Here is a 19,463-nt window from a genome sequence, read left to right as displayed (position 1 = left end):
CCGCTTGTCCGCGGTGAAAGAATCGCGGTTCCTTCGTTGCGGCGCCGCCGAAAACGCCACGGCAGACGCAGGTGTCGCTCTAGGCTGGCGACATGGTGAGCCTGACCGCGGACATGAGCCCTTTGCACCCCGACCGCAACCTCGCGATGGAGCTCGTGCGCGCCACCGAGGCCGCAGCCATCCGCTCGGTCCCCTTCATCGGGCGCGGCGAGAAGGAGAAGGCCGACGGCGCGGCCGTCGACGCGATGCGCGCGTTCCTGACCACCGTGGCCTTCGACGGCGTCATCGTGATCGGCGAGGGCGAGAAGGACAACGCCCCGATGCTCTTCAACGGCGAGCACGTCGGGACGGGGCGGGGGCCGCAGTGCGATGTCGCCGTCGATCCCATCGACGGCACGTCGCTGACCGCGGAGGGTCGCAACAACGCCCTCTCGGTGCTCGCCGTCTCCGACCGCGGCTCGATGCTCGACGCCTCGAGCGTCTTCTACATGGACAAGATCGTCACCGGCCCCGCCGGCGTCGGCGTCGTCGACATCCGCCTGCCCGTCGGCGAGAACATCCGCCGGCTCGCCGCGTCGCTCGGCAAGCCCGTCGACGAACTCGTCGTCTCCGTGCTCAACCGTCCGCGCCACGCGCGCCTCATCGAGGAGATCCGCGAAGCCGGCGCGGGCACGCGTCTGATGAGCGACGGCGACGTCGCCGGTGGCATCAACGCGGCGCGCCACAACGCGCGCACCGACATGTGCATCGGCATCGGCGGCAGCCCCGAGGGCGTGGCGACCACCTGCGCGATCAAGGCGCTGGGCGGTCACATCCAGGGTCGGCTCTGGGCGCGCGACGACGACGAGAAGCAGCGGGGGATCGACGCCGGTCTCAAGCTGGACGGCTACGTCTACGAAGCCGACGAATTGGTGAAGGGACGCAACACGATCTTCGTCGCGACCGGTGTCACCAACGGCGAGCTCGTCGCGGGCGTGCGTCGCGACGGCGACTTCGTCTACACCGAGAGCGTCGTCCTGCGCGGCGCGTCCGGAACGCTGCGCCGCATCTCCTCGGAGCACCTCACCTCGAAGTGGCTCTGAGCGCGACGCGCGGGGGCGTGGAGGACAGCTGACGCCCGCTCTGGCAGAATGTGGAGCGGTGTCACCGGCGACACATTCGTCGTCCACGCAGTCCGGGGGTCACATGTCCGCAGCATCGAGCAGTCCCAGAACGGGTCAGGTCACCGTGCCGGTCGACCCCGCGCGCAGGCCCGACGTCCTGTTGCGGCGACGGATGCCGGAGGGGCATCAGGTCAGCGCGTGGTGGATGATCGGCGCTTTCGTCGCGGTCTCCGTCGCGGTCGTCGGGCTGCTGAACCTCTTCCCGGCCTGATCCGGCGCGCTCACAGTCGATCGCGCAGGTCGCCCACGTCGGCGACCATGGCCTCGGCGGCACCGTCGGTGAGTTCGGGGGCGATCAGCTTCCGCGGTGTCTTCTCGATCGCGGCGGGTGCCGCCGCCGCATCCAGCTTCGTCTCATCGATGCCGGGGAACTTGCGCGCCGTGACGAGCACGCGGGTCTCCAGCGACCCGGCGAAGCGGTTGTAGGTGTCCACCGTCCGCTCGATGGCGCGGCGGAGATCGTCGGCGTGCCCGGCGAGCGCGCCGAGGCGCTGGTAGAGCTCGGTTCCGAGATCGAACAGACGACGCGCCTCGGCGGAGACGTCCTGCTGGGTCCAGGTGTAGGCGACGGTCTTCAGGACCGCCCACAGGTTGACCGGCGACGCCAGAGCCACGCGCTTGCCGAACGCGTAGTCGAGCAGGGTCGGATCCTCCTCGAGGGCGGTCGCGAGCAGCGCCTCGTTCGGCAGGAAGCACACGACGAACTCGGGGCTGGAGTCCAATCCGCTCCAGTAGGCCTTCTTCGCGAGGGCGTCCACGTGCGCGCGGACCGCCTTCACGTGCCGCTGCAGCAGCTGTGCCCGCCGGGCCGCCTCCTCCCCGAGAGCGGTCACGGGGATCGCGGATGCCTCGAGGTACGCGTCGAGCGGCACCTTCGCATCGACGGCGAGCGACTTGCCCCCGGGAAGGCGCACGATCATGTCGGGGCGCCCCTCGCCGGCGTGCGAGGTGACCGACGACTGCAGGTCGAAGTCGACGTAACGCGTCAGCCCGGCCGACTCGACGACCCGCCGCAGCTGCGTCTCGCCCCAGACCCCGCGCGTCGCATTCGAGCGGAGGGCTCCGGCGAGCGACTCCGTCGTCGCGCGCAGCGCCTCATCCGACGCCTGCGCCTGGCGCAGCTGTTCCGCGAGGGAGCCGAACTGGGCCTGGCGGTCGCGTTCGAGGGCGGTCACCTTCTGCTGCATCGCCTCCAAGGTCTCCTGGACCGGGGCGAGCGCGCGGAGCACGAGCTGCTCGCGTCGTTCCCGCTCCTGCTGCGCGCTCTGGTCGGCGCGCGCCTGCGCGCTGAGCTCACGGGTGAGCGCCCGCTGCTGCTCGAGCTGCTCGCCGAGCGAGCGTGCCGTCGCGTCGGCGGCGCCCAGGCGCGCGGTGAGCGCCGCAGCATCGCGGGCGGCACGTTCGGCGGCGCGGGCGCCGCCGGTGAACCAGCCGGCGACCAGGCCGCAGATCAGGCAGAGGACCGCGAGGGAGATGACGACGAGTGCATCCATGTGCACAGCGTGCCCGAGGCCTCGGACATCGTCGTGCGCCGCACCGTCAGAAGGTCGGAACCGCCGCGGTGGGGCGCGATGCCGTGCCCGCGAGCTGCGGCACGCGCACACCGAGCAGCATCGCGAGCTCGACGACGTCGTGCGCCCCCGCGCGGGCCGCGGCGTCGATCATGATGTGCGCGCAGGCCAAAGAGTCGGCCGTCGCATCGTGGTGCGCGAAATCGAGGAACCCTGCGGCGGCGGCCACCAGCGGGAGCCGGTATGACGCGAGATCGTACGTCTTGCGCGCCACCTGGAGGCTGCATACGTAACGGTACGGCGGGCACGCGGCATCCGTCACCTCGCAGGCGCGGCGCAGGACGCTCATGTCGAAGCCCGCGTTGTGCGCGACGACCACGTCATCGCCGACGAAGGCGGCGAGGTCGTCGAGCTGGGTGGCCCAGGAGGGGGCGTCGGCGACGTCCTCGGGGCGGATGCCGTGGATGCCGACGTTGATCTCGAAGAACCGGTCGTGGCCCGGCGGGGGCTGGATCAGCCAGCCCGCGGTCGCCACGACGCGCCCGTCGCGGACGCGGGTGAGTCCTACGGCGCACGCGGAGGCGCTGGAGGAGTTCGCCGTCTCGAAGTCGATCGCGGTGAAGTCCAGGGCCACGCGTCCACTCTGCGTGTCGTGCCCCGGCCGCCGCGGCAGGCGCGCCGTGCTCGCCGCACACCGCCGTGTGTGGCCGGGCGCAAGGAGAGCGGGGAGCGATCCTGCTGCGATCGCTCCCCGCTGGTCGTGGCGCCGGGTCAGTAGGTCATGACGATCCGGCCGTCGATCTTGCCCCGCTCCATCCGCTCGAAGATGTCGTTGATGTCCTCGAGGGTCTCGACGTGCACCGTCGGATGGATCTGGCCGCGCGCGTAGAAGTCCAGGGCCTCGATCATGTCCTGGCGGGTGCCCACGATCGAGCCGCGGATCGTGATCGCCCGCAGCACGATGTCGAAGATGTCGGCGTCGAAGGTCCCGGGCGGCAGTCCGTTGAAGACGATCGTCGCTCCGCGCCGCACGACGCTGAGCGCCTGATCGAACGCCTTCGGGTGCACGGCCGTGACGAGCACCCCGTGGGTGCCGCCGGTGGCCTCCTGGATGGCGGCTCCCGGGTCGGTGTGTGCCGCGTTGACCGTCACCTCGGCGCCGTGCCGCCGCGCGAGCTCCAGCTTGTCGTCGTCGACGTCGACCGCTGCGACCCGCATCCCGAGGGCGCGTGCGTACTGCACGGCGATGTGTCCGAGCCCGCCGATGCCCGAGATCGTGACCCATTCGCCGGGGCGCACCCCGGTCATCTTCAGCCCCTTGTAGACGGTGACGCCGGCGCAGAGGATCGGCGCCACCTCCACCGGGTCGGCGCCGTCGGGGATGCGGGCCGCGTACTTCTCGTCCACGAGCATGAACTCCCCGAAGCTGCCGTCGACGGAGTATCCGCCGTTCTGCTGATCGGGGCACAGCGTCTCCCAGCCGGTGCGGCAGTATTCGCACGTGCCGCAGGCCGACCACAGCCACGCGTTGCCCACCTTCTGTCCGATCGACAGGGTGGTCACGCCGGGGCCGAGGGCGACGACCTCGCCGTAGCCTTCGTGGCCGGGGATGAGCTGCGGCTTCGGCGCGACGGGCCAGTCGCCGCGGGCGGCGTGCAGGTCGGTGTGGCAGACACCGCTCGTGATGACCTTCACGAGGGCTTGGCCCGGTCCCGGCGTGGGGACGGGGACCTCCGCGACGACGAGGGGTTCGCCCGCCGCGGTCACGACGGCTGCGCGCATCGTCGTCCGATCGTCGCGTGTTCCCGCCGCGACGGAGGTTTCGGTCAGAGTCGTCATCGACATCACTTCCTCTCGGCGGAGCCGTTCCGCCCGATGCTCCGACGCTAGGAACCCGAAGGTTGCACGCGGTTGCGGGCGGCGTAGGGTCGGACCATGGCGACGCGCGACGAGATGGCGACGAGCTTCGGGGCGGCGGCGGGGGAGTACGAGCGGGGTCGTCCGTCGTACCCGGCGGAGGCGGTCGCCTGGATGATCGCTCCGGCCGGCCCCCGTCCGCGGGTCGCCGACGTCGGCGCCGGCACCGGCAAGCTGACCGAGGCGCTGCGGCGGGCGGGCGCGGAGGTGGTCGCCGTCGAACCGGATGCCGCGATGCGGGACGCCTTTCGTCGTTCCCTTCCGGGTGTCGAGGTGCGCGCGGGCGCGGCCGAGGCCACGGGGCTGGCCGACGGCAGCGTCGATGCGGTCGTCTTCGGCCAGGCGTGGCACTGGGTGCGCGTTCCCGAGGCCTCTGCCGAGGCCGCGCGGGTGCTGCGGTCCGGCGGTGTGATCGGGCTGATCTGGAACATCCGCGACGAGTCGGTCTCCTGGGTCGCGCGACTGGGTGCGGCGATGAAGGGAAGCTACGCGGAGGAGCTGCTCGCGGGCGAGGGGCCGACCGTCGCGGCGCCGTTCGGCACGCTGGAGCATGAGAGCTGGCGCTGGTCGCGGGCGGTCACCCGCGATGGGGTCCTCTCGATGGTGCGTTCGCGCAGCTACGTCATCACCGCGCCGGCCGAGGAGCGCGCACGCATCGAGCAGGAGGTCGCCGCACTGCTCGACGAGATCGGAGCCGTCGGCGACGCGCGCGTGGAGCTGCCGTACGTCACGCACGGGTTCCGTGCCGTCGCGGGGTGAGGTCGTCGCCCGCGTAGACTGAGATCCCGTGGCTCTTACCATCGGAATCGTCGGTCTCCCCAACGTCGGCAAGTCGACCCTGTTCAACGCGCTGACCAAGAACCAGGTTCTCGCGGCCAACTATCCCTTCGCGACGATCGAGCCGAACGTCGGCGTCGTCAACCTCCCCGACCCGCGGCTCGAGAAGCTCGCCGCGGTGTTCGGAAGCGAACGCATCCTTCCGGCCGCCGTCTCCTTCGTGGACATCGCGGGCATCGTTCGCGGCGCGAGCGAGGGGGAGGGACTCGGCAACAAGTTCCTCGCCAACATCCGCGAGGCCGATGCGATCGCGCAGGTGGTCCGCGGCTTCGCCGACTCCGACGTCGTGCACGTGGACGGCAAGGTCGACCCGGCATCCGACATGGAGACCATCAACGCCGAGCTCCAGCTGGCCGACCTCGAGACGCTCGAGAAGGCGATCACCCGGTACGAGAAGGAAGTGCGCGGGAAGAAGCTCGATCCCGCCGTGCTCGAGGCCGCCGTCGCCGCGCGCGACGCGCTGCAGCGCGGCGAGCTGCTGTCGGCCTCCGGAATCGACCTCGCGCCGATCAGGGAGCTCGGTCTGCTGACGGCGAAGCCGTTCATCTTCGTGTTCAACGTCGACGAAGCGGTGCTGACGGATGCCGACCGCAAGGCCGAGCTGGCCGCGCTCGTGGCTCCGGCGAAGGCCGTCTTCCTCGACGCGAAGATCGAGTCCGAGCTCATCGACCTCGACCCGGCGGATGCCGCCGACCTCCTCGCGTCGACGGGGCAGGACGAGTCGGGACTCGACCAGCTCGCCCGCATCGGCTTCGACACGCTCGGACTCCAGACCTACCTCACGGCGGGCCCCAAGGAGGCGCGCGCCTGGACGATCGGCAAGGGATGGAAGGCGCCGCAGGCCGCGGGGGTGATCCACACCGACTTCGAGAAGGGCTTCATCAAGGCGGAGGTCATCTCGTTCGACGATCTCGTCGCGCTGGGCTCCGTCGCCGAGGCGCGTGCGAAGGGCAAGGCCCGCCTGGAGGGCAAGGACTACGTCATGCAGGACGGCGACGTGGTGGAGTTCCGTCACAGTTAGGCATTTCAGGCAAACTTGAGGTTATGCCCAAACGTGCCGCGCTGTACCTCCGCCAGTCCAAGTCCGACGATGAGGGCATCGAGCGGCAGACTGAGCGCACGACGGCACTTGCCACGGCACGCGGGTGGACGGTAGCGGCCACCTTCATCGACAACGACGTGAGCGCGTCCAAGGTCCGTGGCCCACAGACTGCGTGGGGCAGGATGCTGGCCGCGTCGGATGAGCTGGACGTCGTCATCGGTGTGGACCTGGACCGAGTGGTGCGCTCCACCCGTGACCTGAACACCTTGATCGACCACGGGCTGATGCTGGTGACCCTCGATGGCGAGATCGACCTGACGACAGCCGATGGGGAATTCCGTGCGTCCATGCTGGCGGCTATCGCCCGCTTCGAGGTGCGTCGCAAGGGCGAGCGTCAGAGCCGCGCCAACGCACAACGCGCGGCCAAGGGCGGGGTTCCGAAGGGCGTACGACTCAAGGGCTACACGACAGCCGGGGAGCTGGTGCCGGATGAGGCCGACGTGGTGCGCGAGCTTTTCGAGGGGTTCAGTACCGGGCTGACCCTCCGCACGCTGGCGCGCAAGTACGATCTGACCCCGAGCACCGTGCGCACCCTTCTGACGAACCCTCGCTACGCTGGCCGTCGCGTCTACAAGGGTGAGATCGTGGGCACGGGTGAATGGGAGGCCATCGTGAGCGGGGAGCTGTTCGACAGCGTCAATCGACGGCTGGCCGACCCGGCACGCATCACCAACCGCACCGGGTCCACGGCGCGCAAGCATCTCGGCACGAGCCTGTTCCGATGTGGCGAGTGCGACGATCACCCCACGGTGCGCACGGCTGGCGCTGGCGGCCGGTACGCCTGCCCGGTGTGCCATCTCAACCGCACGATGGCACCCATCGACGACTTCGTAATGAGGCTGGCCGAGGCCCGTCTGACACAGCCGGATGCACTGGCCGCGCTGACCCCTGATGTGGACGCCGACCCGCTACGTGACGAGCACGCGACCCTCACCGAGCGCAAGGCCACACTCGCGGGCCTCGTGGCCGACGGCACCATGACCGGCGCTGAAGTGCGCGACCACGTCGAGCGGCTGAATGCACGGCTGGCTGAGCTTGACCGCTTGCTCGATGGCGTCGACGCACCTGCTGTGATGCTCAGCGACGAGGAGATGGCCGCTGGTGTGGCCGCACTCGAACGCGACCGGCAGAGAGCACTGATCGACACCCTGATGACGGTGTACCTACTCCGGGGCAAGCGAGGGAAGAAGGGCTTCGACCCCGAGAGCGTGCAGGTGGCTTGGAAGGGTCGAGTCCTCTAGTCTTCAGGCTCGTCAGTGTCGACGTGTTCCCTAGGCAGTTCCACGACAAGCCCATTCGGGCCGTACCAGCGAACCTCACCCGTGTTGAAGGTCACCTTGCCAACCAAGCGGTCCCGAAGTTGCCACTCGCTCAGGTCAGGCTCCGTGCCATCCTCGGGTTTGAACCCCCAGATTCGGGCCTCATCTCGACGTACGTTCGGTGCAAGGTAGTGCGGCGGTATGGGGACGCCCTCGGTGATCGCGCACAGGGACCGCCTGACGTACTCGATGTAGTTGAGTAGGTCGCTCGCATCGCGCCGTCGCAATCGCTCAGAACGCTCTTCCTGCTTTGACTGGTTGAAGCGAACCATCCAGATAAGCGCATCCCAACGCTCGCGCACGTCTTCAGGGAGCGCATGGGAGTGCGTGGAACTCGCTTGCAACAACGCGGCGGCGCGCTTGTTTCGTTCGTGGTGGACGGCCTCGGTCGTGGCGACTCTCACGAACGATGCCGACCGATCATGGATGCCTGCATCAACCGTGATGAACTCGGCGAGCGCCGCAATCAGCTGGTCGGCCGCGAGTGTCCGTCGGCGCTCCTCATCGACACGTTGCGCCTCCCGCCGTTCCGTCGCCGCTAACTCCGTCTCGTGGTTCAGCACCTTCGCGGTCTGGCGTGATCCCACCCAAGCGGACAGAAGTCCACCAACGAGGGCACCCAGTAGCGCCGCCAACATCTCGGTCATGTCGAGCAATCTACCGGTCGGCACCGACAGCGCCCGGTGCGCCGGTATGCCGTCTCTGCGCTGGTCGCTCGAGAGGTAGCAGGGGTCGCCAGCGGGCACCGGCCTACCTTGGCACCTACCCACGGCACCCCGGGACGACAGGCGGTCGCAGGGGATGGGGCAATACGTGCCCTACAACCGCTATGCGGCGCGCCGAGCGGTCCCGGAGAATTTGGCCGCTGGTGGGCGGCTGGGCAAAGCTTGTTGGCATGGCCCACCAACGAACCACCATCAAGGTGTTCTGCAAGAACGACGAGCGCACGCTCGCTCGGTACTCGTGGTATGCCGCCGATGGCGTGTGGGTCCGTAGCGATCAGCACGCCTCCGACAAGGACTTTCATATCGAGGTCGGGCCGAATGGCCTTCAGGCGTACCCTCGCCCGGTGTTCGAGTGCCCGTGCGGAAACACTCCGGTGTTCACCCACGACGAGATTCAGTCGAAGATCGCCGAGGCCGTCCGCAACGACGAACGAGTCATGGTCTAAGCTAGCTATACCCAAGCGCTGGTGGTCGGCGCTGTAAACATCAGGGCCACAGTGCGGCATCAAAATGCCTGGATGCTCCAGGTGCCGTGGCCAGTCCGGTCGAGCCTCCTTCGCGGGAGTTACTTCAATTCGCGAAGGAAACTCCCGTGGCTACCGTCACTCGTACCCTCAAGGCATCGGCGCACGTCGCCGTTGCAGTCCGTCTCAAGGACCCCGAGCGCGAGACCGTCGCGCGTCGCAACCTGGCAGAGGCCCAGATCGCTGACGCTATCGAGCGTGCCATCGCTGTCGCCCCTCCACTCACTCCCGAGCAGATCAAGCGCCTGTCCGGCCTCCTGCGCACGGGAGGGTCGAAGTGACAGCGGACACCGTGGACGTCGCTATCAGTCTGGCCCGCATCGGCTGGTACGTCTTCCCGTGGAACGACGCGCTCGGCAAGGGGCATGTCCAGTGGACGGCGGAAGCCACGACCGATGCGGCGACCATCCGGCGCTGGTGGAAGCGCTGGCCCAACGCGCGGCTTGGCGTTCACGCGGGCATGTCCGGGCTGGTGGGGGTCGACCTCGACGTGAAGAACGGCAAGGACGGGGTTGCCCGTGTCGCCGAGGCTGGCCTGCCTTTGCCGCGCACGCTCTCGTACAACAGTCGATCAGGCAAGGGCCAGCACCATGTCTACCGCGCGCCCAAGGGCGAACAGCTCACCATCGCAACCAACCTCATACTGTCCGACGGCACACGCCTCGACGGTGTGGACATCCGCAGTGGCAACGGGGTCATTTTCTACAACGGGCCGATTCTTGACAAGAAGCCCTCGCTGGCACCGGCTCCGGAGTGGGCCATCGTCCACAAGGGTGCCACCGACTACGACGCGGCAGACGTAGAGGCCTGGCTGGAGGCCGAGCGGTCTCCGGAGCCTCGCCACGAGACGCGCCACTTGGTGCGCAAGGTGCCGCTCCAGGGCATGAGCAACCCGGACTTGCTCACGTTGCTGACGCCCATCGTCCGGAGCCTGAAGCACGGGTATGGCAGGCGGCAGGCATACGATATCGCCCGCGAGCGCTGGAGTCGTGAGTACCCCGAGCACCGCACCCAGTACGGCATCGCGTTCGACCGCGCGTTCGGCAAGGCAATCTCGCGGATGGAGCACGACTGGCAGGAGCCGAAGAAGGACAAGAAGGCATCGAACAAGACGCCCGCTGAGGACGGCAAGGTGCGCTCGCGCACGCTCCAGCTCACCCCGGCATCGGCTATCAAGCCGCGCCCCGTGTTCTGGATGTGGACGGGCAGGATCGCGCTCGGCACGCTGGCTCTGTTGGCAGGCCGGGAGGGCATCGGCAAGTCAACGACGGCGTATTGGATCGCGGCGAGGGTCACTCGTGGGGAGCTTCCGGGCGAGTCGTTCGGCAAGCCGCGCGCGGTGCTGATTGCCGCCACTGAGGACTCGTGGGAGCACACCATCGTGCCGCGCTTGATGGCGGCAGACGCCGACCTCGACAGGGTGTTCCGGGTTCGGGTGCGCACCGCCGACGACATCCACGTGGGACTCAACCTTGTCCACGATCTCCACGAACTGGAGCAGGCGGCTGTGCAGGTCGACGCCGGGCTACTCCTGCTGGACCCGCTCATGAGCCGCCTCGGCGAACTCGACACGCACAAGGACGCAGAGGTGCGGATCGCGTTGGAACCCCTCGTGGACGTTGCCGACCGCACGGGCATGGCCGTGATCGGCCTGATGCACCACAACAAGTCCGGCTCGACCGACCCGCTCCAGCTTGTGATGGCGTCCAAGGCGTTCACGGCGGTGGCGCGCTCGGTGCACACCGTCATCATCGACCCCGACGACGAGACCGGCCAACGAAAGCTCTTCGGCACGCCCAAGAACAACCTCGGCCGTGACGACATGCCAACTCTGAGCTTCAGCATCGAGTCAGCGCCGATCCGCACCGAGGAGGGCACCGCGTGGACTGGTCGCGTCGTGTGGGGCGAAGAGCTCACGGAGTCCATCGGGTCGGTGATGGACCGCGCTGGCACCGAAGGCGACCACACCGTCACGGGAGAAGCCGCCGCGTGGCTCCACGACTACCTGGAGATCAACGGCCCCATCGCATCGTCAAAGGTCAAGGACGAGGGCAAGCGGGCGGGTCACTCGGAGGCCGCTTTGCAGAGGGCGCGCAAGCGGATTCAGGTCAAGGTCACGCAGGGCGGATACCCCCGCGTCACGTTCTGGGACCTGCCCGGTGGTGGCCAGTCGTTGCAGGACCCCAAGGGAGAGAGAACAACTACAACAACTAGCACCACTAGTAGCCCAAACACAGTCGTGCCAGTCGTTGCAGTGGTGGCAGGTCCCCCCCGCGCGCAAGCCCACTAGGTAGGCACTCCGGCCGCTCCAAGCAGGGCAACGCATGACTACTGGAACACCCCGACGGCTGTGTGGACATCCGTCGATCCACACGGGAAGAGCGCCCGGCGTCACAGCCGAAGGCACATCAGAACACGACAACCGCACGCCACGCGCGAACGAACGCGCCGATCCCCGGCTGTCTCGGACCGGCAACACCATCAATCGAAAGGGCTCTAGATCATGCGCACATTTAGCACGGCATGTCGCGCGCCGCCTGACCCCGGACGACGTCGATGCCGTCCACGCGATGCACCGCGTGAGGCACACGGCTGACACGTACGAATCCGCCCGACCCCGATGGACGCATTGTCAGGAACCGCACCCATCCCGACAATCCACCTGCGAGACCCCTGGCCCGTAGCACGGCTGGGGGTCTCGTGCTGTCTGCACGGCGCACAGCAGGCAGGACCAGGGAGACCGCAACAGGCGCGCCCCTACCCAACACCTATGCCCCGCGCCCCAACGACGCTGGCGGGAGCCAGGGAGCGCTGAGAGAGACCCCTGCCAGCCTGCCTCGGCGCTACGGCCACACGTGCCCACGCGACACGCCAGGGACGCGCACGAATTGCCGTACGAATTTTGCTTACGGGTACTAGGTCGCGCGTCTGCCGGGGTCATTTCTCGACCTGCGGAGGCCTACACCGGCTGGCAAAACTGCCTTGCATGCCGACCGCAAACTACAGCCTCCACGATGCCCACCTGGCCTCCGCGACGAGCGCGATCCTGCTCGTGCCGGGGGCCGAGAACCTGTACGGGTATGCCACGCTCGCCGGCACCCGCGAGAACCCCGAGATCGAAGTGCACACCTTCCCCGACAGGGAGAGCATGGTGCGCGCCCTGAGCGAGTTGCACAACGGACGGCTCCTCAACGCCCGCTACCCCGACGTGTACCGCTTCGGCCCTGACCTGCCTGTCCGCCTGTATGCGGTCATCGAGGAAGACGACCTCGAAGACGACGAGGAGGCGTACTCGTGACCGAGCGTGAGCCTGGCGATCTGGAATCGCTCCACGGCCAGCACACGACCATTGAGCAGGTCACCGTGACGGAGGACGTTGACGGCATCCCCGCGTGGATCAAGGTCGACCGCGAACAGGCCACCGTCGTGATCGTGCCGAGCCTGCTCCGGCCACGGGCACCTCGTACACCCGCTGTGGACAGTCCACGGCAGGCGGACCCAGCGCCGCTACCTCACCCCTCATCGGAAGGAATCACATCATGAGCAAGACCACGACGCCCGAGGCCACCGCCGAGTCCGCGCCTGAGCCGACGCTTGCGAGCACCGCTCGTGTGGACCCCTATGCGGCTGTCGTCGAGAATGACGGATCACCGCTGGCACACGGTTGTCTGCCGCGTGGGAGCGCATCACCGCCACCCTGGCCGATGGTGAGCACCACACCCTCCCTGATCTGGTGGCCGCGTGTGGCGACCTGGCCGAGAGCACCGTGCGCCAGCTCCTCAAGAAGGCCATCGATGCGGGCCAGGTGCAGGCCGTGTACGACGGTCGCGCGGCGCGGCGTAGTGGCACCGGGCGCGTCATGCGGAAGTACCGCCTCCCACGATGAACGCTGAAGCCGCCTGGGATGCGCTCAACGCCGCACTGGAGGACTACACCCCTCCGTGCGATGGACGCGCGCTGTTCACGGCTGACCGGCTGAGCGATGAGCAACTGGCCGAGTGCGTCGCCATCTGCGCTCGATGCCCCATTGCCCTGGAGTGCAGGACATACGCGACAGCCGCCAAGGTCGAGTGCGGCATCTGGGCGGGACAGCTCTAATCACCCAAGCGCAACAAGCGCCGCTAACCATCAACCACCGCCGACCGGACGGTATCCGGCGACCAACCGAAAGGAAACCAAGATCATGAGCAAGTACACCGCATCCGGCGTCGAGCGCGAGCTTCAGTCGAAGATCGCCGGGTTCAAGAGCCGCGTCACGGCGATCAAGAAGGCATACACCGCCAAGCGTCAGGACATCCTGCGCGACGAGCGCCTGACCGACGCCGCCAAGACCGCCGACCTGGCCAAGCTGTCCGAGAAGACGGCCGAGCAGATCGCGAGCATCAAGGGTGAGCAGGAGGCGTACATCAGCACCCTGCGCTCCAACGTCGAGTCCGCCCTGCGCGGGAGCCAGCCGACCGACGCCAACAGCGTCCTGCTCCGCCGTGACGCCGCCGACCGCGCCCGCAAGATCATCGACGAGGTCGAAGCGCTGGACGTGCTGAGCGATGCCATCCGTGGGGGTGACGTCACCCTCCAGCACGCCGTCGCGCACATCGGGCGACAGAAGGGCTGGGTCGAGGTGACCGACGCATACCGTGCGGCTCAGCCTGCATCGGCCGCCGCCGCCGCCGCGCTGGCCGTGGTCGAGGGACTGGACCGGGACACGGGCTTCAACCTCGCCAACCAGATCACGTTCGCCGCACCGCTCGGCTGAGCGCCACAGACGGGGTGAGGGATCTTTCGACTCTCTTTCTGCCCTCACCCAAGTGCTGGGAGTTGTGCCCCAGCGCCGAGAGACCCCTAGCGACCACCTGCGTCGTTGGGGGTCTCTTCGCGTGGTTGGGGTAGCCCGCGCCCCGCTGTCTCGCCTGCGCCGACCCTGGCGACAGCGGCAGAGACATGCGCGGCACCGTGTCCCGGCCACACGCCGCAACACCGTGGACGACTGCCGCCAGACCCCCAAGAACCGGATTTGGTGGCATCGGTCCCCTTCAGCAAAGCTTCGCTTGTTCGTGCATCTGTTCGAGCTTCGCCCCACTCGAAAGGTTCCACACCATGAGCACCACCATCACCTACGAAGGCACCCTGCCCGGATCGCGCATCGAGGGCAAGGTCATCGAGCGCCACGCCGACGGCTCGGTCACGGTCGAGCACCCGGAAGGCGGAGGCTGGACCTACCGCGTGCGGCCGGAGCACATCATCATGGACACCCCCACGGCTGTCGAGCACGCACCCGCGTCCGCCTTCCGAACGGCGCTCCTGCGCGTGGCTCTTGCGGGAGGTCAGGCATGACCGTCATGCTCGCTTACCTGAGGGTGTCCACAGATCAGCAGGCCGACAGTGGCCTTGGCATCGAGGCACAGCGCGACACCATCCAGCGCTACGCCGACGCGCACGGCTGGGAGGTCGAGTGGTACGTGGACGCGGGACTTAGCGGCAAGAGCCTCGACCGGCCTCAGCTCCAGGCCGCGCTCGACCGACTGAACGCGCCCGCCAAGCGCCGTGATGCGGACGGCCTACTGGTCTCCAAGCTCGACCGCCTGAGCCGTAGCCTTGCCGACTTCGCCGACCTACTGGAGCGTGCCCGTGCACGTCAATGGTCACTGGTCGCCATCGACCTCGGTGTCGATACCAGCACCCCGACGGGCGAGATGGTCGCCAACGTGATGATGGCCGTGAGCCAGTGGGAGCGCCGCACCATCGGCCAGCGTACGTCGGACGCGATGCAGGCCGCTAAGCGTCAGGGCAGGCACATGGGTCGGCACTCGACCCTCCCGCAGAACACAGCCGACCGCCTGCTGGAGCTTCGAGCAACGCGCACCCTCGCGGCCACCGCCGACGCACTCAACGCGGAGGGACACACCACGGCGACCGGCACCTCGTGGGATGAACACAAAGTCTGCAAGACCCAGCACCGGCTCGCCCGTGACGCTACGGCCGCGCGCCTGCGAGAGGCACTCGCCGCCTGAGGCCACCTGCGCTGAGGCCGAAGCGGGATAGCAAGTCCTCGCCCTCTTGTGCCAGACACCGCCGCGCGGTCTCGAGTCTCTACTCCCTTGTGAGGCGATTTTCTGTGTCGAGTCGGAATGCGTTGGCCCGTGCGAGCGCGCGGCCAATCGGAGTTATGTAGAAACCGCTATCGGCGTTCGAATCCCACCATTCCATCACTGTGCCGAGGGAGGGCAGAGCGCGCATCCGCGTCATTAGCTCCGTACGTGCGGCATCGTCCTGCTGACCAAAACCGAACTCTGTCTCTGCGAGACTGATGACCCTAGAGACATATTCGTCACTCTTCCCGGCATCCTTCAGCTGGCGGTCAAGATCAGCTCTGTTCATTGCTCCAACTCGAAAAGACTGCGCCTTGAGTTCATGCGGCACGATTCTTACAGGCCAGCCTTCCGAGGCGAGAACTGTCGTCAGCTCGGCCACGAGGCTGAGGGACCCAGCATCGCCGCTGCCCATCGCGCCTGGAGCGATACACCCGACGAATTGCTCGCTGTAGAACTCCTCCATCGGCTTCATGCCAGTCAATGTGTTACGACGAACAACATTGAGCACATCAAGATGGTCGAGCCATTCCGCGGCCATTGGAAGTGGGCCGTCGACCAGGGACTCGAATATGTCATTGAGCAGGGAGATACCGGGGCCGACGAGCGGCCCTTTGACGGTCCACTGCTCGATGGCGTTCGCGATCGTCAGTGCCCTAAGTGCATCCTCATCGATGCGATCAACGACGTCGATTGCCCCGTCAATGCCTACGACAGTCGGGCGCTCTCGGGCACTCTTCGCACGGTCGGCAAGGAGCGCCGCCAACATGTCGTAGTCAGCGGGCCGTTCGCTCGAAGCGGCCCCCTCCTGAGCCTTGCGATATGACCGAATAAACGCGGGGTCAGCGAATGAATCTAGCGCCCCTTGATTGGACAAGTGAGTGATCACTCGCTGGTCGAGTTCATCGACCCTCGCCTGAAGCACTCCGTGAGACTCACTCGCGAATTGCGCCACGACGTGCTTCGCGTTGGCGAGCGAGATTTCATGTGCACGCTCTTCGGTTATCCCCGTGTTTACGATGAGGTCGCCCGCGACCTGGAGCTGTTGCGAGCCTCCACCGGCTCGCTGAATCTGGCGGCCCTCGGTCATCGAACGTCGCCCTTCATGTCCCGACCGATCTGAGTCTGACGCGAACCATCGCCAGAACGTTGGCTCTGTTTCACGGATGACCGCTTCGACATCACGCGCCAAGTTACCGCGCTACCTGCGCCGCCGCCAATGATCAGACCGATGAGCATGGTGCCCAGCCCGTCCAGGAACCAATCCATCGAACCTCCAGTGTTGAGCAGAGCGCCGCGCGGAATCGGGCCACTCTCGCTCAACGTACCAAGAGCCTCCGACAAACAAGCGCGATCGCGGTTAGGCGTGGAGCACAGGACCTTCGCTGGTCAGCACCATCCGCCCAACTTGTGCTGAACGGGGCGGTTCCTGACAACCGCTGGCGAGTCGCTTAGCCGTTCTAGACCCTGTTGACACCCGCTCGAAACCGGATTTGGCACTGCGATCGGGGTTCAGGCAAAAACGCTTCTGCTCGAAGACAGCTTCGAGGTTCTACCGACTCAAGGAGACGCCATCATGGCTACCAAGACCACGACCGACGCCAAGGTCCTCGCTGACATCCTCACCGTTGAGGAGGCGTTCATGTCCGACCTGCTGGAGGCCATCGACGCGGGCATCAAGCACGTGTCCAGCACGCACAGCGTCAACATCCAGAAGGACCGCTACAAGGCGATGCGCGCTATCGCGTTCCAGGCGTTCAGCGAGTACTTCGAGGAAGGCAACTTCGAGGAGCTGGTCAAGCGTGCCAGCGCCAACGTCGGCAACCTGCCCTCCGGCTGGATGCTCACCGCCGAGGCCGAGAGGGCACGCAAGGCCGGTGCCAAGCCTGCCCCGAAGAAGCCCGCGCCGAAGCCGACGAGCCAGACCAACGTCCAGAAGGCGGCGGCGACCAAGAAGCCCGTCAGCCGCAAGGGGTTCACTGTGGCGACCAAGGAGGGCACCATCATCGCGGAGCAGAGGCACGTGGAGATGTGATGCACACGGCAGGACGACGAGAGACCCCTGGCATCGCTGGGGGTCTCTTGCTATGTGCTGGGGTAGCCGGTGCGGTATCCACGAGACAGCGGACGCCTCAGCGACGACAGGCGAGACCCTTACTCGGTGAGGAGATCGGCGGCAGGCACGTCGAGAGTGCGCGCCAGCTTGTAGATGATGTCGAGCGTCGGGTTCCTGGTGCCGCGCTCGATACCGGAGACGTAGGTGCGGTCGAGTTCTGCCCGATGAGCGAAGTCCTCCTGCGACCAGCCATGCCCGGTTCTGAGCTCACGCACGCGCGCCCCGAACGCGGCTCGGTGGGTGGGAACGGGCATCTATCAACGCTCACGCTAAGGTGACAATGAGTCCACGGACTATGAGTCACATCAGCAAGGAGCGCCTGTATGTCCGATCAGTCACAACCGCCCGCATCCGCGACTGGCAAGGCGTGGTACCTGAAGTGGTGGGTATGGCTGATCGCGGCGGCGGTAGTGATCGGCGGCATCGGCGCTCTCGTCAATCCAGAGGGTAACGAGACTTCCGCCCCGGCACCCGAACCGTCGCAGAACACCCCGCCCACCGAGGCTGAGACGCCGACCGACGTCGCCCCGCTCGACCTGGAGGCGTTCCTCACCGAGTCAGGTGTGGCCTTTGAGAGTGCCGAGATGTCCGCGCGCAAGGCGTACATCTACGTGCCGACCGAAACGACCAACGAGCAGGCTCAGCAGATCGCCAACGACACGATGCTGCACATCTGCGATCACGCGGTACAGGCCGGAGACAGCGCCCCTGCCGCGAATCGGGTAGAAGTCTCCGACGGCGTCAGCCCTGCCACACCTGGCTACAACGCCAACGAGCACCCTTCCGGGTTCGCCACCGACGAGTTGTGCGAGGGCTGATCCATGCACAAGATCGCTTCAACAGCCGCTGTTCTCATCCTCGCTACAGCCGTGCTCACTGGATGCACGGCGACCCCCGAAGCTACATCGACCACACCGGCTGATACGGCTCCGTCACCGACCGTCTCCACCCCGACCGAGAGCGCGACCCCAAGCGCCACCCCGACATCCGATCCCGAGCCTCAGGTGGCCTGCGACAACGGACCCAACGATTCGGCTACCGGCACGGTCGAGACCGACGAGAGCGGAGTCCCCATCGCGTACATCGTCGAGGCGGGCGACACTATGTGGGGAATCCAGAACCGCGTGTGCCTGGACGACGTCGCAGAGCGCAACGGCATCAATCCAGGTCAGATATATCCTGGCGACCGTCTCACGCTCGAAGCCGGGGATCAGACTCAGTAGGGAGCGGTCCGAGCGGTCTGCCGTGGCCTATCCGGCGATAGATCGCAGAGGTCGTCGGACAGACGCGATGTCGGTCGGGTCTGCCAACATGAACTCATGCAATGGCGTAAGCGTGATGCCGATCCCAAAGCGCTCGAAGCGCTCCACTCCGGCGTCCCATCCTGGATGAGGCGATTCATTGTTGCGTGGGCCGAGAGCGTCGCGTACCAGATGAATCCGAACGGGTATGGCCCGCGCGTGCCGGACCCTAAGTACATCCTCGAGTACGAGAGCGCCGTTCGGCGACCAGCCTCTCTGGAGTCCGTGTACGTCTCGTACGGCATGGATCGCCTTCTTCGCGAGATGGGAGACGACGAATTCCTGGACTTCGTGGACTTCCTCATCTACAAGGCGGCGACCGGCTCGTCGGACGGGTACCGCACATTGAACCTGCTCGAGAAGATCCTCGCGGAGGCTGGTTCCGAGTGGAGGGTTGGACAGCGCGACGGACACGCCGCACTGGAGAAGCGCGTTCCAGAAGGGGTTGTAGCAGCCGCCGAAGAGACCATGTCAAACTCCGGTTCGGCGGGTGCCCTGCTCGCGGAGGCGTGGCATGCCGCATTCGGCAAGTCTCCGGACACGGAGGAAGCGTACGAGAAGGCGATCAAGGCTGTCGAGGAAGCCGGTGCGCATATCGTCACCCCGAACAACCGCACCGCCACGCTCGGCACGATGATCCGTGACATGAAAGCGCAGAAGGATTGGAAGCTCGATCTGGCGACGCCCGACGCTGGCGTTCCGGTGACTATGGCTGGGGCGCTGTGGGTCGGCCAAGAGAGCCGACACGGTGGAAACGGCTACCGCAAGCCCACACAGTCCGAAGCAGAAACGGCGGTCATGCTCGCGGTGCCGCTTGTGCAGTGGTTTGCGTCGGGAGCACTCCAGCGCCGTCCCTAGC

At 66.9% G+C, this 19,463-nt stretch carries 26 protein-coding genes; 19 read left to right on the top strand and 7 right to left on the bottom strand.

Annotated elements, in window-relative coordinates; translation table 11 throughout:
• The first annotated feature begins 92 nt into the window (after positions 1-92).
• Positions 93-1,082 (top strand): class II fructose-bisphosphatase, encoded by a 990-nt coding sequence (gene glpX, locus MHO01S_RS15210; RefSeq protein ID WP_060959245.1) that lies wholly within the window; start codon positions 93-95, stop codon positions 1,080-1,082.
• A gap of 103 nt (positions 1,083-1,185) precedes the next feature.
• Positions 1,186-1,374, top strand: coding sequence for a hypothetical protein (locus tag MHO01S_RS15205; protein ID WP_060959246.1), 189 nt, complete (start codon positions 1,186-1,188; stop codon positions 1,372-1,374).
• A gap of 10 nt (positions 1,375-1,384) precedes the next feature.
• Here MHO01S_RS15205 and MHO01S_RS15200 read toward each other — a convergent pair whose 3' ends face one another.
• The 3 genes from MHO01S_RS15200 to adhP form a co-directional block, all read right to left on the bottom strand.
• The gene (locus MHO01S_RS15200) at positions 1,385-2,656 is read right to left on the bottom strand and encodes a DNA recombination protein RmuC (protein WP_061782548.1); all 1,272 of its coding nucleotides are present in this window, start codon (positions 2,654-2,656) and stop codon (positions 1,385-1,387) included.
• Positions 2,657-2,702: 46 nt separating this feature from the next.
• Positions 2,703-3,308: an exonuclease domain-containing protein gene (locus MHO01S_RS15195; RefSeq protein WP_060959248.1), complete on the bottom strand. Its 606-nt coding sequence runs from the start codon at positions 3,306-3,308 to the stop codon at positions 2,703-2,705.
• A 137-nt stretch (positions 3,309-3,445) separates the two neighbouring features.
• Positions 3,446-4,513, bottom strand: a complete 1,068-nt coding sequence (gene adhP, locus MHO01S_RS15190) for an alcohol dehydrogenase AdhP (RefSeq protein ID WP_082734120.1) — start codon at positions 4,511-4,513, stop codon at positions 3,446-3,448.
• A 96-nt stretch (positions 4,514-4,609) separates the two neighbouring features.
• Between adhP and MHO01S_RS15185 the strand changes: the two genes are divergently transcribed.
• From MHO01S_RS15185 to MHO01S_RS15175, 3 genes are read left to right on the top strand one after another with little or no spacing between them, the layout of a single operon-like run.
• Positions 4,610-5,350, top strand: coding sequence for a class I SAM-dependent methyltransferase (locus MHO01S_RS15185; RefSeq protein ID WP_060959249.1), 741 nt, complete (start codon positions 4,610-4,612; stop codon positions 5,348-5,350).
• Between the two features lie 28 nt (positions 5,351-5,378).
• The gene (gene ychF, locus MHO01S_RS15180) at positions 5,379-6,449 is read left to right on the top strand and encodes a redox-regulated ATPase YchF (RefSeq protein ID WP_061782547.1); all 1,071 of its coding nucleotides are present in this window, start codon (positions 5,379-5,381) and stop codon (positions 6,447-6,449) included.
• 23 nt (positions 6,450-6,472) lie between these two features.
• A complete protein-coding gene (locus MHO01S_RS15175) occupies positions 6,473-7,771 on the top strand; it encodes a recombinase family protein (protein ID WP_060959251.1) in 1,299 nt (432 codons plus the stop codon).
• On the opposite strand, the gene MHO01S_RS15170 is transcribed toward MHO01S_RS15175, so the two are convergent.
• Positions 7,768-8,496: a hypothetical protein gene (locus tag MHO01S_RS15170; protein ID WP_157553816.1), complete on the bottom strand. Its 729-nt coding sequence runs from the start codon at positions 8,494-8,496 to the stop codon at positions 7,768-7,770. The genes MHO01S_RS15175 and MHO01S_RS15170 overlap by 4 nt on opposite strands.
• A 248-nt stretch (positions 8,497-8,744) precedes the next feature.
• On the opposite strand from MHO01S_RS15170, the gene MHO01S_RS15165 reads away from it, so the two are divergent.
• The 10 genes from MHO01S_RS15165 to MHO01S_RS15125 all read left to right on the top strand — a co-directional run bounded on the left by MHO01S_RS15165 (position 8,745) and on the right by MHO01S_RS15125 (position 15,109).
• Positions 8,745-9,020, top strand: a complete 276-nt coding sequence (locus MHO01S_RS15165) for a hypothetical protein (protein WP_060959253.1) — start codon at positions 8,745-8,747, stop codon at positions 9,018-9,020.
• Between the two features lie 146 nt (positions 9,021-9,166).
• The gene (locus tag MHO01S_RS15160; protein WP_060959254.1) at positions 9,167-9,379 is read left to right on the top strand and encodes a hypothetical protein; all 213 of its coding nucleotides are present in this window, start codon (positions 9,167-9,169) and stop codon (positions 9,377-9,379) included.
• Positions 9,376-11,388, top strand: a complete 2,013-nt coding sequence (locus tag MHO01S_RS15155; RefSeq protein WP_060959255.1) for an AAA family ATPase — start codon at positions 9,376-9,378, stop codon at positions 11,386-11,388. Before MHO01S_RS15160 ends, MHO01S_RS15155 begins: the two co-directional genes overlap by 4 nt.
• 696 nt (positions 11,389-12,084) lie before the next feature.
• On the top strand, positions 12,085-12,396 hold the full coding sequence (locus tag MHO01S_RS15150; protein WP_060959256.1) for a hypothetical protein: 312 nt from the start codon (positions 12,085-12,087) through the stop codon (positions 12,394-12,396).
• Complete coding sequence (locus MHO01S_RS16585) at positions 12,393-12,641, top strand: hypothetical protein (RefSeq protein WP_157553814.1); 249 nt, start codon at positions 12,393-12,395, stop codon at positions 12,639-12,641. Before MHO01S_RS15150 ends, MHO01S_RS16585 begins: the two co-directional genes overlap by 4 nt.
• Positions 12,642-12,762: 121 nt before the next feature.
• Positions 12,763-12,984: a hypothetical protein gene (locus tag MHO01S_RS15145; protein ID WP_060959257.1), complete on the top strand. Its 222-nt coding sequence runs from the start codon at positions 12,763-12,765 to the stop codon at positions 12,982-12,984.
• Entirely contained in the window at positions 12,981-13,196 is a 216-nt protein-coding gene (locus MHO01S_RS15140) for a WhiB family transcriptional regulator (protein WP_060959258.1), read from the top strand. Before MHO01S_RS15145 ends, MHO01S_RS15140 begins: the two co-directional genes overlap by 4 nt.
• An 85-nt stretch (positions 13,197-13,281) precedes the next feature.
• A complete protein-coding gene (locus MHO01S_RS15135) occupies positions 13,282-13,854 on the top strand; it encodes a hypothetical protein (RefSeq protein ID WP_060959259.1) in 573 nt (190 codons plus the stop codon).
• A 341-nt stretch (positions 13,855-14,195) separates the two neighbouring features.
• Entirely contained in the window at positions 14,196-14,432 is a 237-nt protein-coding gene (locus tag MHO01S_RS15130) for a hypothetical protein (protein WP_060959260.1), read from the top strand.
• On the top strand, positions 14,429-15,109 hold the full coding sequence (locus MHO01S_RS15125; RefSeq protein WP_060959261.1) for a recombinase family protein: 681 nt from the start codon (positions 14,429-14,431) through the stop codon (positions 15,107-15,109). The genes MHO01S_RS15130 and MHO01S_RS15125 overlap by 4 nt, the downstream gene beginning before the upstream one ends.
• A 79-nt stretch (positions 15,110-15,188) precedes the next feature.
• Here MHO01S_RS15125 and MHO01S_RS15120 read toward each other — a convergent pair whose 3' ends face one another.
• Positions 15,189-16,277 (bottom strand): LPO_1073/Vpar_1526 family protein, encoded by a 1,089-nt coding sequence (locus tag MHO01S_RS15120; protein WP_060959262.1) that lies wholly within the window; start codon positions 16,275-16,277, stop codon positions 15,189-15,191.
• A complete protein-coding gene (locus MHO01S_RS16580) occupies positions 16,274-16,456 on the bottom strand; it encodes a hypothetical protein (RefSeq protein WP_157553813.1) in 183 nt (60 codons plus the stop codon). Before MHO01S_RS16580 ends, MHO01S_RS15120 begins: the two co-directional genes overlap by 4 nt.
• A 307-nt stretch (positions 16,457-16,763) precedes the next feature.
• Between MHO01S_RS16580 and MHO01S_RS15115 the strand changes: the two genes are divergently transcribed.
• On the top strand, positions 16,764-17,222 hold the full coding sequence (locus tag MHO01S_RS15115) for a hypothetical protein (protein ID WP_060959263.1): 459 nt from the start codon (positions 16,764-16,766) through the stop codon (positions 17,220-17,222).
• Positions 17,223-17,341: 119 nt separating this feature from the next.
• On the opposite strand, the gene MHO01S_RS15110 is transcribed toward MHO01S_RS15115, so the two are convergent.
• Positions 17,342-17,557, bottom strand: a complete 216-nt coding sequence (locus MHO01S_RS15110) for a helix-turn-helix domain-containing protein (RefSeq protein WP_060959264.1) — start codon at positions 17,555-17,557, stop codon at positions 17,342-17,344.
• A 69-nt stretch (positions 17,558-17,626) separates the two neighbouring features.
• On the opposite strand from MHO01S_RS15110, the gene MHO01S_RS15105 reads away from it, so the two are divergent.
• The 3 genes from MHO01S_RS15105 to MHO01S_RS15095 all read left to right on the top strand — a co-directional run bounded on the left by MHO01S_RS15105 (position 17,627) and on the right by MHO01S_RS15095 (position 19,462).
• The gene (locus MHO01S_RS15105) at positions 17,627-18,121 is read left to right on the top strand and encodes a hypothetical protein (protein WP_060959265.1); all 495 of its coding nucleotides are present in this window, start codon (positions 17,627-17,629) and stop codon (positions 18,119-18,121) included.
• 3 nt (positions 18,122-18,124) lie between these two features.
• Positions 18,125-18,526 carry a LysM peptidoglycan-binding domain-containing protein gene (locus MHO01S_RS16575; protein ID WP_157553812.1) on the top strand — a complete coding sequence of 134 codons (402 nt, stop codon included), beginning with the start codon at positions 18,125-18,127 and terminating at the stop codon, positions 18,524-18,526.
• 96 nt (positions 18,527-18,622) lie between these two features.
• Positions 18,623-19,462, top strand: a complete 840-nt coding sequence (locus MHO01S_RS15095; protein ID WP_157553811.1) for a hypothetical protein — start codon at positions 18,623-18,625, stop codon at positions 19,460-19,462.
• Position 19,463: the final 1 nt, after the last annotated feature.

It is taken from the genome of Microbacterium hominis NBRC 15708, assembly GCF_001592125.1.
GTDB classification, from domain to species: Bacteria; Actinomycetota; Actinomycetes; order Actinomycetales; family Microbacteriaceae; genus Microbacterium; species Microbacterium hominis.
Note: the sequence above shows the minus strand (reverse complement) of the source record. Positions and strands in the feature narration are given on the sequence as shown.

Coding starts and splice junctions, on each gene's coding strand:
- MHO01S_RS15150 (WP_060959256.1), top strand. CDS start 12,085: ATGCCGACCGCAAACTACAGCCTCCACGATGCCCACCTGGCCTCCGCG.
- MHO01S_RS16575 (WP_157553812.1), top strand. CDS start 18,125: ATGCACAAGATCGCTTCAACAGCCGCTGTTCTCATCCTCGCTACAGCC.
- MHO01S_RS15095 (WP_157553811.1), top strand. CDS start 18,623: ATGCAATGGCGTAAGCGTGATGCCGATCCCAAAGCGCTCGAAGCGCTC.
- MHO01S_RS15130 (WP_060959260.1), top strand. CDS start 14,196: ATGAGCACCACCATCACCTACGAAGGCACCCTGCCCGGATCGCGCATC.
- MHO01S_RS15170 (WP_157553816.1), bottom strand. CDS start 8,496: ATGACCGAGATGTTGGCGGCGCTACTGGGTGCCCTCGTTGGTGGACTT.
- MHO01S_RS15125 (WP_060959261.1), top strand. CDS start 14,429: ATGACCGTCATGCTCGCTTACCTGAGGGTGTCCACAGATCAGCAGGCC.
- MHO01S_RS15165 (WP_060959253.1), top strand. CDS start 8,745: ATGGCCCACCAACGAACCACCATCAAGGTGTTCTGCAAGAACGACGAG.
- MHO01S_RS15105 (WP_060959265.1), top strand. CDS start 17,627: ATGTCCGATCAGTCACAACCGCCCGCATCCGCGACTGGCAAGGCGTGG.
- glpX (WP_060959245.1), top strand. CDS start 93: ATGGTGAGCCTGACCGCGGACATGAGCCCTTTGCACCCCGACCGCAAC.
- MHO01S_RS16580 (WP_157553813.1), bottom strand. CDS start 16,456: ATGGATTGGTTCCTGGACGGGCTGGGCACCATGCTCATCGGTCTGATC.
- MHO01S_RS15115 (WP_060959263.1), top strand. CDS start 16,764: ATGGCTACCAAGACCACGACCGACGCCAAGGTCCTCGCTGACATCCTC.
- MHO01S_RS15205 (WP_060959246.1), top strand. CDS start 1,186: ATGTCCGCAGCATCGAGCAGTCCCAGAACGGGTCAGGTCACCGTGCCG.
- MHO01S_RS15185 (WP_060959249.1), top strand. CDS start 4,610: ATGGCGACGCGCGACGAGATGGCGACGAGCTTCGGGGCGGCGGCGGGG.
- MHO01S_RS15120 (WP_060959262.1), bottom strand. CDS start 16,277: ATGACCGAGGGCCGCCAGATTCAGCGAGCCGGTGGAGGCTCGCAACAG.
- MHO01S_RS15200 (WP_061782548.1), bottom strand. CDS start 2,656: ATGGATGCACTCGTCGTCATCTCCCTCGCGGTCCTCTGCCTGATCTGC.
- MHO01S_RS15110 (WP_060959264.1), bottom strand. CDS start 17,557: ATGCCCGTTCCCACCCACCGAGCCGCGTTCGGGGCGCGCGTGCGTGAG.
- MHO01S_RS15175 (WP_060959251.1), top strand. CDS start 6,473: ATGCCCAAACGTGCCGCGCTGTACCTCCGCCAGTCCAAGTCCGACGAT.
- MHO01S_RS15140 (WP_060959258.1), top strand. CDS start 12,981: ATGAACGCTGAAGCCGCCTGGGATGCGCTCAACGCCGCACTGGAGGAC.
- adhP (WP_082734120.1), bottom strand. CDS start 4,513: ATGACGACTCTGACCGAAACCTCCGTCGCGGCGGGAACACGCGACGAT.
- MHO01S_RS15135 (WP_060959259.1), top strand. CDS start 13,282: ATGAGCAAGTACACCGCATCCGGCGTCGAGCGCGAGCTTCAGTCGAAG.